Origin of the sequence: Parahaliea aestuarii, from assembly GCF_008064635.1 — a bacterium.
Classification (GTDB): domain Bacteria; phylum Pseudomonadota; class Gammaproteobacteria; order Pseudomonadales; family Halieaceae; genus Parahaliea; species Parahaliea aestuarii.
Genome location: NZ_VRYZ01000001.1, coordinates 393,488 through 405,184, shown reverse-complemented (window position 1 = coordinate 405,184; position 11,697 = coordinate 393,488). Strand labels below are relative to the sequence as shown.

Sequence of the window (11,697 nt, the reverse complement as noted above, 5' to 3'; positions counted from 1 at the left end):
ACCACCGTTGACGGATTTTTACCGCAGATTGAGCCTTGCCTCGCGCGGTCACCGGCCCCCGCCTGTGCTACATTCCGCGCACATTTGCCACCACCGGATTTACAGCCATGACGGTACGACTGCCTGCAGAATGGGAAGCGCAGGACGCCATCCAGTTGACCTGGCCCCACGCCGACAGCGACTGGCTCTACCTCTTGCCAGAGGTAGAGACCCTTTACACTGAACTCGTGCAGCGCATCAGCACCGCCGCCAGGGTGCTGATCGCCGCCCCGGCCGCCAGGGCCGCTGCGCTGCAACAGCAATTTGACGCCAGCCTGCCCGGGCGGGTGCGGTGCTACGCCGCCACCAGCAACGACACCTGGGCCCGCGATCACGGCCCCATCACCATTTCCACGGAGCAAGGCCTGCGCCTGCTGGACTTCCGCTTCAACGGCTGGGGCGGCAAGTTCGAGGCCGCGCAAGACAATGCCCTGACCGCGGAGCTGAAGCGCCTGGGCGCCTTCCCCAACGCGACCCTGCAAGCAGTGGACATGGTGCTGGAGGGCGGCGCCATCGAGAGCGACGGTCGCGGCACCCTGCTGACCACCGCCGCATGTCTCCTCAACCGCAACCGCAACCCAGACCTGGATCGCGGCGCCATCGAGCGGGCGCTGGGCGAGCTGCTGGGAGTGCGCAAAATCAACTGGCTGCAACACGGTGCCCTGGCGGGCGACGACACCGACAGCCATATCGACACCCTGGCTCGCCTGTGCCCGGACAACACCCTCCTCTACCAGGCCTGCGACGACCCGCAGGATGAGCACTTTGCCGACCTGGCGGCGATGGCGCGGGAGCTGGCGGCACTGACCGATGCCACCGGCTCGCCCTACCGCCTGCTGCCCCTGCCCTGGCCCGGCGCCCAGCACGACCCGGAAGACGGCCATCGCCTGCCGGCGACCTACGCCAACTTCCTGATCTGCAACGGCCTGGTGCTGGTACCGACCTACGCCGACCCCAACGACGACATTGCGCTGGCCCAGGTTGCGGAGGCCTTTCCCGGCTACCGGGTGGAGGGGCTGGATTGCCGCACCCTGATACGTCAGCATGGCAGTCTTCACTGCATAACCATGCAGCTGCCCGCCGGGGTGCTGCAGGACGAACAGGCCGCCGATGGAGGGCCGCAAGCATGAATACACTGGTCGTGGGCGTCGTCCAGCAGACCTGCAGCGACGATACGGACGCCAACCTGCAGCGCAGCATCGACGGCATTCGCGCCGCCGCAGCGGAGGGGGCCAAACTGGTCGTACTGCAGGAACTGCATCGCAGCCGCTACTTCTGCCAGCAGGAGGACACCGACCTGTTCGACCTGGCGGAAACCATTCCCGGCCCCTCTACCGATGCGCTCGGCGCGGTGGCGAAGGAACTCGGCGTGGTCATTGTCAGCTCCCTGTTCGAGCGCCGGGCGCCGGGCCTGTACCACAACACCGCGGTGGTACTGGAGAGCGATGGCAGCATCGCGGGCCTGTACCGCAAGATGCACATCCCCGACGACCCGGGTTACTACGAGAAGTTCTACTTCACCCCCGGGGACCTCGGCTTCGAGCCCATCCAGACCTCGGTCGGCTGCCTCGGCGTGCTGGTGTGCTGGGACCAGTGGTTCCCGGAGGGCGCCCGCCTGATGGCCATGGCGGGGGCGCAGATGCTGATCTACCCCACGGCCATTGGCTGGGACCCCAACGACGACGAGGCCGAGCAAAAACGCCAGCGCGACGCCTGGATTACTATCCAGCGCTCCCACGCGGTAGCCAACGGCCTGCCGGTGATCAGCGTCAACCGCACCGGCCACGAACCGGACCCGGCCGGCGGCGCCGGCGCCCGGTTCTGGGGCTCCAGCTTTGTCGCCGGCCCCCAGGGCGAGATCCTGTGGCAGGCCTCGGAACACGAGGAGACCGTAGCCCTGGTGGATATCGACCTGGCGCGCAGCGAGTCCGTGCGCCGTATCTGGCCCTACCTGCGCGACCGCCGGGTGGATCACTACGGCGACCTGACGAAGCTCTACCGGCGCTAGGAAAAATGGATTCCGCGCTGGCGGGCCACTGCCTGCGCAGGAATGACTCGAAGGAAGGATTAAGTACCCATGAAATGGCTTTCCGTGGCGATCTGCCTGGCAACCTACCTGCTCGCCGCCCGCGCGGTCAGCGCCACCATCCGCCGCCTGGGGCGCCACAAGGAGGTGGCGGAAGTCCGGGTGAAGTACCTGGAGAAAACCTCCAACATTCTGCTGTTTGTGGCCTTTGTGATCGTGCTCTGCCTGATCCTCGGCCTCGGCTACGGCCAGGTGTCGCTATTCCTGTCCTCGGCGTTTGCCGTGATTGGCGTGGCGCTGTTTGCCCAGTGGTCCATCCTCGCCAATATCACCGCCAGCATGGTGATCTTCTTCGGCTTTCCCTACCGGGTGGGGGACCAGATCAAAGTGACCGATTCCGACTTCGATCTCTCCGGAACAGTAGAGGAAATCAGCCTCTTCCATGTGCTGATCCGCACCGTGGACGGCAACCTCATCACCTATCCCAACAGCCTGATCCTGCAGAAGCCGGTGATCAAACTGGATCGCGGCAATACCGAGTTCCCGCAGAAAATAGCGGCGCGCCTGCCAGAGCCCGCCCCCGAAGCCAAAACCGACGCGGTGGCACTCGACCCGCGCCCCGGCTAAAGTGCTTAGTAACGCGGTGAAAAGAGCCGGCGCACACGAGTGCAACCATGATCTCGGAGCTGTTTAACCAGAACCCGGAAATCCTGGCGATTTTGATCGCCATCGCCGGCTTTGTGCTGGCCGGCCTGCTGGCCCGCCTCACCGAGCGCTGGCTGATCCGCCTCGAAGCCTACCTGCGGCGCCGGGCCCGCGGCCGCCTGGAAGATGTGGATCTACGGGTACTGCGCCGCTCCCTGCGGGCCGGCGTGTACTACGGCACACTGGTCATCTTCCTGTTGCTGGCCCTGCAGGCACTGAGTATCTCGCTGGTGCGCGACTGGCTCGACCGCCTGCTGCAGTACATCCCGCAACTCATCCTCGGCGGCTTCATCATTCTCTCCGGCTACCTGCTGGGGGTGATCGTGCGCAGCATCGTGGCGGGCCTGATGGGGCTGTCCTCGGACCACCTGGTGCCGCGCTTCGCCCAGTTGCTGGTACTGCTGGCGGCAGTACTCACGGGCCTCGCCCAGACCGCGGTGGACATCAGCTTCCTGTCCAATGTGATTGTCATCCTGCTGGGGTTTTTCTTCGGCGGCCTGTCCCTGGCCTTTGCCCTCGGCAGCCGCCAGCTGGTGGAAAACCTGCTGGCCCGGCGCGCCCTGGACCGCTACCGCATCGGCGACGAAGTGCGCATCAACGGCAGCCAGGGCCGCATCATCGAAATGCTGAGTACCGCGGTGGTACTGGAAGCGGAGCAGGGCATCCTGACAATCCCGACCGCGCAGTTTGCCGCGGGGGAGGTCCTGCTGCTGCGCGAAGCATCAGAGGCGGTCACCGGGACCGGGACGGGAGTGAACCGTGAGCCTTGACCCGCTGGTGCTGGCCTTCGCCACGTCGCGGCCGCGGGAACTGGCGGTGCAACTGGCGGACCGCGAGCTGGCAGAACTGGAAGCCTTTATCGCGCAACTGCCCCGCGGCACGGCTGCGGCGCTGGCTTCCCACCTGCCGAGCTGGCAATTGACCGGGCTGATGGAAACCCTGCCACCGGCGCAGGTGGCGGCGCTGCTGGCGGACGCCAGTGCCGACGAAGCGGTCGCACTGGCGGCCCACCTGCATGAAAGTCGCTACGAGACGGTATTGCAGGCCGCACCAGAGGAGGAACGCGGCACGCTCTACCAGCTGCTGCAGTTTCCGTCCCACACCCTGGCGGCGCTGGTCAGCAGCGACTTTATCCGCGTCGCCGACGACACCCTGTGCCAGGAATTCTGCGAGGAGCTGTCCGGCAGCACCGATACCCGCGCCCAGCCGGTACTGGTGGTCGGGCCCCAGGGCCACTATCGCGGCCTGCTCAACCTGCGCGCCGCCTTCGCCCGCAAAAACCGCGGACGCACCGTCGGCCAGGTGGTCGACAACGTGGAGCCGCTCAGCGGCCTCACCGATGCCGCCACGGCTCTCGGTTCCCGGCAGTGGGCGGACCATGCCGACCTGCCCGTGGTGGATCACCAGCAGCGCGTGCTTGGCGTCATCAGCCGCGCCGCCCTGGAGCGGGTGGCCGGCGAGACGCGCCCCGGCGAATTCGGCATTGAAAAGGTCCTCACCGAACTGGCCAGCGGCTACCTCAACACCTGCGGCCGGGTGATGGAATCCCTGCTCGGGCGCCCATGAACCTCACCGACCAGCTGCGCGAATACTACGTGCGCGAGTTTCCCGCCGAGGCCGCCCGCGTGGTGGAGCGCGGCGGCCCCTTGCCGGACGGGCTGGATCAGCTGTCGCCGGAGAGTTATACGCGGCTGCTGGAGTACGCCGACCCGGGCCAGCTCAATGCCCTGTTCCTGGCGCTGGAACCGGCGCAGCGCAGCCGGGTGCTGCAGCTCGCCAGCATTCGCACCGCCCTGCTGATCCTGCGCTCGCTCAATGCCGACGAGCGCGAATCGGCACTGGCCGACCTGCCCGGCGGCCTGCGCAACGAATACAGCGAACTGCTGGAATTCCCCGAGCGCACCGCCGGCCGCTACATGGATCGCCTGCGCGCCCGCTACCTTCCGGACCAGACTGTCGGCGAAGCACTGGCGGAACTGCGCCAGTCAAAAATCAAGCGGGTGCGCTCGCTCTATGTGGTCTCCGAACAGGACGAACTGGAAGGCCGGGTCGACCTGCAGGACATGGCCCTGGCCGAACCGGAAACGCCGATGTCGGATCTGCTACATCCGGTACAGGCGGTGGCCTACCTGAATTCCACCGAAGAGGACCTGGTCAAGCTGTTCGACGATTCCCGCTCGGACTCCATCCCGGTGGTGGACCAGGCCGGCAAGCTGCTGGGGGTCATCCGCTACACCAACCTGTTCCAGGCGGCAGAAGAGGCGGCGACGGCGGGCATCCAGCGCATGGTGGGCGCCAGCGCCGACGAGCGCGCCCTGTCCCCGGCCCTGTTCGCGGTCAAGCGGCGCCTGGTGTGGCTGCACATCAACCTGCTCACCGCCTTTCTCGCCGCCGCTGTGGTGGGGCTGTTCGAGTCCACCATCGCCCAGTTCACCGCGCTGGCTATCCTGCTGCCGGTGGTGGCAGGACAATCCGGGAACGCCGGCTCACAGGCCCTGGCGGTGACCATGCGCGGCCTGGCGTTGAAGGAAGTGAGTACCGTGCAATGGCGGGCGGTGCTGTCCAAGGAACTGAAGATCGGCATTATCAATGGCAGCGCCCTGGCGCTGACCTGCGGCCTGGGTGTGTGGCTGTGGAGCCAGTCCCCCGGGCTGGCGCTGGTGATCGCCATCGCCATGGTCACCGCCATGATCATGGCCGGTATCGCCGGCGCCCTGGTGCCGATGATCCTGTCGCGGCTGGGCCAGGACCCCGCCACCGCATCCTCCATCATCCTGACCACGGTCACCGATGTTGCGGGCTTCCTGGCCTTTCTCGGCACCGCGACCGGGCTCTCGTCCCTGCTGTAACACCGCGCCGGCTCAGTCCGCGCGGCGCTGGCCGCGCTGCAAGGCCCGCGGACGCACGCCGTACCACGCCGCCACCACCAACAGAGCAAACAGGGTATACGCCGCGACAAAGACCCACTGGGGCGCCTGGAAGTAGAGGACCCGCTCCAGATAGTGAGCGATAAATGCGCCGGTGTAGGCGGCGTCACCGGCCTGTTGCCGCAGCGCCACCTCCAGATGGGTCAGCGGACACAACTGCCCCAGCCAGGCCTGCAATACCACAACGCCGATAGCCGCCAGGTGTGCGAGACGAAACCAGGGATTGCGCACCCATTCCCATTTGCGCAGGCCGCCGAGCAGCACCAGCGCCAGACCCAGTACCACGAACAGGACGAACAGCACGTGGACAAGCAGCACGAGGTCGGCGGCGACACGGTATAACATGGCCTCACACCGTATTCAGCAAGTGATCACCCGCAGTGTAGCGCAGGGCCGGCAAGCCGGGAGCGCTAGCCCGGGACCGGGTCCGGGCGGTCATCCAGCAGGCAGACATCGCCGGTGCGGTGACGCATGGCGCGCTCCAGCGCAGTCTCCAGGCCGGGACAGGTGGCCAGGAAAGTGTCGAGGTCGCGACGCTTGAGCTGGTAGATGGCGCAGGGCGTCAGCGCGCGACAGGTGGCGCTGCGGGGCGCACCGGTGAGGAATCCCGACTCGCCGACAAAATCGCCCGCGCTGAGCACCGCCAGCTCGATCTCGCGCCCCGCCTCGTCGCGGCGCAGCACCCGCACCTGGCCCCTGGCAATCAGGTAGAGCGATTCATCCACCGAGCCCTCCTGAATCAAATCCTGGCGCGCGGGAATGGTGCGCTGGGTCAGGCAGGCCAGTATCCGCGGCACCTCCTGCTCCGGCAAATCGGCAAATATCGGTACCTTGCGCAGCAGTTCGCTGGCATCAATTTTGAGATGGGTGGTGTCGTAGCCGCGCAGGGCGCGGATCTGCTGGTCCAACTCATCCAGCAGCGTTGCCGCAACGCTGTTGGGAATGGCGCCGCTGCGGCGCTGGGACACAATGAAATTGCGCTGGCTGTGCAGCATGGTGCGCTCTGCCAGCCGCTGCTGGCTGGCGTTGAAAAACTCCGGAAACTGCTCCACCACCGCATTCAGCCGCTTGCGCGCACCCTCGGACCAGCGCTGGAACATCGCCCTCACCTCGTCTGTCGCCGCGCTGCGGGCCTGGCTCAGCTGCGACAGCTCGTCAATCGTCGCCAGCACACGCAAGCAGCCGTGGTAGCCGGCCCAGGCCAGTTCGTAATCGCGGGCGGTGGAGTGGCTGCGAATGGCCTCGGCGTAATTGTCCAGCAGGCCGAAACCGGCGCGCTGCACAAAGCGCATCCATGTATTGCGGCTCCAGCGCTCGAAATAGGAGCGCGGCGGGATATTCGGCAGTGCGTTGTGATAGCGCAGGCTGTCGCCCTCCACATTCAGTGAGTACACCATGTTGCGGTAGGTTTTTTCCGACAGGTGGCCGTGGGCGAACATCTGGTGATAGAGGGCCTTTTGCACGGCAAAGCACCGCAACAGCAGGAGGTTGCGCTCCTGCTCGGCGTCAAGCTCTTCCTCACGCTGCCTGCGGTAGCGTGCATCCGCCTCCTCCACCGCCAGCTGATAGCGCGATTCCAGCGCCGCCGCCACGCGGGGAGAAAAATCCGTCTCGCGCTGCAGCTCCGGCAGGCTCACCAATGCCTTGTACTGGGCGTTGAGGCTCGCCTCGGCGAGCGCCATGCGATCAGCCAGGGGCGGCCGGTTGAGGCCCAGGCTCTTGATCAAGCGTTCGATGGTCAAACCGGGCACGACCAGGGTAAACAGCACCGCCCCGGTGACCAGCACCACAAAGGTATCGGCGTAGCGGAAATCCCCCAGGCTGAGTGCAATCGCCAGCGCGATGGCGCCCCGCAGCCCGCCCCAGTACATCACCGCCTGAAATTTGCGGTCGATGACCTCGGCTCCCGGCAGCTTGCCCACCAGTGGCACCAGTGAGAACACCACCACCGCGCGGGCCACCAGCATGGCGACGATGACCCACGCCAGCATCGACCAAACACTCGCTACCGCGGCGAGATCAATCTGCAGCCCCACCAGCAGGAAGATCAGGGCGTTTGCGACAAAAGCCAGGTATTCCCAGAAGTTCTCCAGGTACTCGCTGACCGAGTGGGAGATTTTGGAGCGCCCCCAGCCGCCGATCGTCAATGCCGCAGCCACCGTCGCCATCACCCCGCTGACGTGCAGGGTGTGCTCGGCGATAAGAAAGGAAAAGTAGGCGAGGATGGTGGTCAGGGAAATCTCGATCAGCGGGTCGCCTTCCACGTGGCCGAGAAAAAAGCCGGTGACCAGCGCCATCAGCCAGCCCACCAGGGCGCCGCCGAAGAAAACGAAAAAGAAATCGCCCACGCCGGCAACCACGGTTTCCGTGGAGACATAGCCGGCCACCGCAATGGCCAGCAGAATCTGCGAGGCGACGATGGCGGTGGCGTCGTTGAACAGGCTCTCCCCCTCCACCAGGATGGTGAGCCGCCGCGGCGCACCGAGTTGCTTGAACAGGGAAATCACCGCCACCGGGTCGGTGGCGCTGAGAATGGCACCGAGCACCAGGGCCGCGGAGAAATCGATCGGCGTCAGCAGCGCTACCAGGGAGCCGATGATCAGGGTTGATATCAACAGCCCCGGCACAGCCAGAGTCAGTACCGGTAACAGGTTGCGGCGCAGCTCGCGCGCCTCGAGGTGCAGCGAGGACTCGAAGATCAGGGTGGGCAGAAACACAAACAGGATGACATCGGGGGAAATCTGGAATTCCACCAGCGGCGCCAGGAAGCCAGGCGAGAGGTGGGCCAACTCCGACAATGCGATGCCGATCACTACCAGCAGCACCGTGAAGGGCAATTTGATGCGCTTGCTGAGGGCGAGCACACCGGCCGCCACCAACAGCAGGAAGGTGACCGCCATCACCAGATCGATTACCGCGCTGCTGTGCTCCACCCGTCCCTCCTTGAACCTTTTTGTGCTTATAAGGTAGTTATAGCCCGGTTTGGCGCAGATGCCCCCGAATTCTCGCTACGCAGGCCACAAATTCGCCATAAATCTGTAACACTGCCTCGCTACTCTGCAGGTCAAACTGACACAAGGAGTAGCACTTTGAAACGGACATTGCCCTTCATCTTCCTCGCTTGTTCCACCCTGACGCTGTTCGGCTGCAGCGATAGCAGCGATAGCAGCGATCGCCGCGACCCCGAGACACCGGAACCGCCGGTGGTTGAGCCGCCGGTAGACAACACGCCGGAGTCTGTGTCCCTGAGCCTGCTCGGCCGCTACCAGACTGGCCAGTTCGACGAAGCCGCGGCGGAAATTCCCGCCTACGACGCCGCCAGCCAGCGCCTGTTCGTGGTCAATGCGCAGAAGGGCGCGCTGGATGTGCTGGACCTCTCCGACCCAGCCAGCCCGGACTTCATTGACGCGATTACCACCGAGGACATCCGCGCCGGCAGCGTGGTGAACTCGGTGGCGGTGCAGGATGGCATTGTTGCAGTTGCCATCGAGGCCAGCCCCAAGACCGACCCCGGGGCCGTGGCTTTCTACCGGGCAGATAACCTGTCGCTGATTTCCAGTGTGGATGTGGGCGCGCAGCCGGACATGCTGGTCTTCACGCCCGACGGCAATACTGTACTGACCGCCAATGAAGGCGAGCCCAGTGATGACTACAGCGTCGACCCCGAGGGTTCCATCGGCGTGATTGACATCAGCGACATCGAAAACCCGGTGGTACGCATCGCCGACTTCACCGCATTTAACGGCACCGAAGCCACCCTGCGCGAGGACGGCGTACGCATCTACGGTCCCGGCGCATCGGTGGCACAGGACCTGGAGCCGGAATATATCGCCGTGTCCGCCGACAGCGGCACCGCCTGGGCCGCGCTGCAGGAGAACAACGCGCTGGCGCACATCGATATCGCCTCGGCCACCGTGCAGCGCATCACCGCGCTCGGATACAAGGACCACGGCCTCGAGGGCAACGCCTTCGGCTCCAGCAACGCCTTCGACGCCTCTGACGACCCGGTCGAAATCAACATTCGTGTCCACCCGGGCGTGCATGGCCAGTACCACCCGGACGCCATCACCAGCTATGAAGCCGGTGGCCAGACCTGGCTGATCACTGCCAATGAGGGCGACGCCCGCGCCTGGGGCGAGGACAACGATGCCTACTGGGCCGGCGATGCCAGCCAGGGCTTTGTCGAGGAGTTCCGCGTCAAACACCTGGTCCACGCCGACGGCTTTGATCGCCGCGCCAATGACGACCTGCCGCCCCAGCTGCGCGAGCTGGCGGCGGGCGCCCTGCTCAACCCCGATGTGTTTGGCTATTGCGGTGCAAGCGCGGGTGACCCGGGCGATTGCCGTGAAGACGAGGAACTGGGGCGCCTGAACATCACCTGGACGATGGGCTACCGCACCGACAGCGAGGGCATGCCGGTGCTGTTTGACACCGAAGGCAATGAGTCCGCCGCTGGCGATCGCCTGATGTACGACAAGCTGTTCAGCTATGGCGCCCGCTCCTTCAGCATCTGGAACACCGCCGGTGAACTGGTGTGGGATTCCGGTGATGCCATTGAGCAGTACCTCGCCGGCGACGAGTGCCGGGTGGGCAGCGCGCGCGACATTCCCTGCCGCGACTACTTCAATAGCGGACACGACGAAGGAAGCGCACTCGATAGCCGCAGCGACGCCAAGGGTCCCGAGCCGGAAGGCTTAACCACAGGCCAGCTGGGCGATAAAACCTTCCTCTTCCTTGGCCTCGAGCGCATGGGCGGTGTCATGGTCTACGACATCACCGACCCGATGGCGCCGGAGCGAGTGGATTACTTCAACAGCCGCGAGGATTGGGTGACAGAAGATGTCGAGGGCATCCTCGACAGTGTGGGAGACCTGGGGCCGGAGGGCCTGGTATTTATCCCCGCCAGCGATTCGCCCAATGGCGAGGCCTTGCTGGTTGTCGGCTTTGAGGTAAGTGGCAGCACCGCCGTTTACCGCATTGAACAGATGCTGGCCGAATAGCGGCCATTCGAGCGCCCGGCGATGCTGCTTTAGCGCGCCGGGCACTCACCTCGCTACCGGCTCAGGCCGGCAAGCGCTCTTCGCCGCGCAGTCGGCTGACATCGGCCTTCGGCGGCGCGCCGAACAGGCGACTGTACTCGCGGCTGAAATGGGAAGGGCTTTCGTAACCGACCCGATAGCTGGCGGACGCCGCCTCCAGACCTTCACTGACCATCAATCGCCGGGCCTCGTGCAAGCGCAGCTTTTTCTGGTACTGCAGCGGCGTCATCCGGGTGATCTGCTTGAAGCTGTGAAACAGCGACGACTCGCTCATGTTGGCCTGGGAGGCGAGATCGCTGATCCGCAGCGGCTCGCTGTAGCGATCCTTGAGGGTGGCGATGACCCGGGAAACCCGCGCCGCCTGACTGTCGCTCATGATGAAACGGCGCATACGCGGACCCAACTCACCCAGTAATGCGCGGTAAAGCAGCTCGCGCCGGGCCAGCGGGGCAAGTACCGGAATGTCCGCCGGGGAATCCAGCAGGCTCGCCAGGCGCGACAGGGCCTGCAGCAAGGGCTCGTCCATCTGCGCCTGGCACATTCCGCAGGCGGCATCGGGACAATCACCGGCCCTGCCCGGGTCGGGCGCGAGGTCGCCCATCGCGAGCAGCAGGTCGGTCACCTCCTGAGGGTCGAGCTTGAGCTTGATGCCGAGGTAGGGTTGATCCGGGGCGGCCTCGATTACCTGGCCGATGACCGGCAGATGCACCGACGTGACGAGATACGAGAGCGGCCCGTAGCGAATCTCCCTGTCACCGAGCTGTACACTCTTGGCGCCCTGAATCATAAACGCCAGCGAAGGCTCGTACAGCGTGCCGATACAGCCGGAACAGCCGTCACCGCGCACCAGGGTGACACCGTCAATCTCTGACTCCACCATGCCCTCAATGGGCAGCCAGCGCATCAGCTTCTGCGCCAGCTGCATTCGCAGTATCTCCAATTGCGTCTCTGTGCTGCTCAA

At 65.3% G+C, this 11,697-nt stretch carries 10 protein-coding genes; 7 read left to right on the top strand and 3 right to left on the bottom strand.

Annotated features, from left to right (window positions below; all coding sequences use genetic code 11):
* Window positions 1–107: 107 nt before the first annotated feature.
* From FVW59_RS01845 to FVW59_RS01820, 6 genes are all read left to right on the top strand, one after another.
* Window positions 108–1,169, top strand: coding sequence for an agmatine deiminase family protein (locus FVW59_RS01845; protein WP_148062521.1), 1,062 nt, complete (start codon window positions 108–110; stop codon window positions 1,167–1,169).
* Window positions 1,166–2,047, top strand: a complete 882-nt coding sequence (locus FVW59_RS01840) for a carbon-nitrogen hydrolase (protein ID WP_148062520.1) — start codon at window positions 1,166–1,168, stop codon at window positions 2,045–2,047. The genes FVW59_RS01845 and FVW59_RS01840 overlap by 4 nt, the downstream gene beginning before the upstream one ends.
* Window positions 2,048–2,116: 69 nt before the next feature.
* A complete protein-coding gene (locus FVW59_RS01835; protein ID WP_148062519.1) occupies window positions 2,117–2,692 on the top strand; it encodes a mechanosensitive ion channel family protein in 576 nt (191 codons plus the stop codon).
* Window positions 2,693–2,739: 47 nt separating this feature from the next.
* Window positions 2,740–3,540, top strand: coding sequence for a mechanosensitive ion channel family protein (locus tag FVW59_RS01830; RefSeq protein WP_148062518.1), 801 nt, complete (start codon window positions 2,740–2,742; stop codon window positions 3,538–3,540).
* On the top strand, window positions 3,530–4,336 hold the full coding sequence (locus tag FVW59_RS01825) for a magnesium transporter MgtE N-terminal domain-containing protein (RefSeq protein ID WP_148062517.1): 807 nt from the start codon (window positions 3,530–3,532) through the stop codon (window positions 4,334–4,336). The genes FVW59_RS01830 and FVW59_RS01825 overlap by 11 nt, the downstream gene beginning before the upstream one ends.
* Entirely contained in the window at window positions 4,333–5,619 is a 1,287-nt protein-coding gene (locus tag FVW59_RS01820) for a magnesium transporter (protein ID WP_148062516.1), read from the top strand. The genes FVW59_RS01825 and FVW59_RS01820 overlap by 4 nt, the downstream gene beginning before the upstream one ends.
* A gap of 12 nt (window positions 5,620–5,631) precedes the next feature.
* Here FVW59_RS01820 and FVW59_RS01815 read toward each other — a convergent pair whose 3' ends face one another.
* Together FVW59_RS01815 and FVW59_RS01810 are read right to left on the bottom strand one after the other, a co-directional pair.
* Window positions 5,632–6,042, bottom strand: a complete 411-nt coding sequence (locus tag FVW59_RS01815; protein WP_148062515.1) for a DUF2784 domain-containing protein — start codon at window positions 6,040–6,042, stop codon at window positions 5,632–5,634.
* A 65-nt stretch (window positions 6,043–6,107) separates the two neighbouring features.
* On the bottom strand, window positions 6,108–8,630 hold the full coding sequence (locus tag FVW59_RS01810; RefSeq protein WP_148062514.1) for a cation:proton antiporter domain-containing protein: 2,523 nt from the start codon (window positions 8,628–8,630) through the stop codon (window positions 6,108–6,110).
* A gap of 156 nt (window positions 8,631–8,786) precedes the next feature.
* Here FVW59_RS01810 and FVW59_RS01805 point away from each other — a divergent pair, with 156 nt between their 5' ends.
* Window positions 8,787–10,697 (top strand): choice-of-anchor I family protein, encoded by a 1,911-nt coding sequence (locus FVW59_RS01805; RefSeq protein ID WP_148062513.1) that lies wholly within the window; start codon window positions 8,787–8,789, stop codon window positions 10,695–10,697.
* Between the two features lie 61 nt (window positions 10,698–10,758).
* Here the strand turns inward: FVW59_RS01805 and FVW59_RS01800 are convergent, their stop codons facing one another.
* On the bottom strand, window positions 10,759–11,676 hold the full coding sequence (locus FVW59_RS01800; protein ID WP_246139595.1) for an AraC family transcriptional regulator: 918 nt from the start codon (window positions 11,674–11,676) through the stop codon (window positions 10,759–10,761).
* Between the last annotated feature and the right edge of the window lie 21 nt (window positions 11,677–11,697).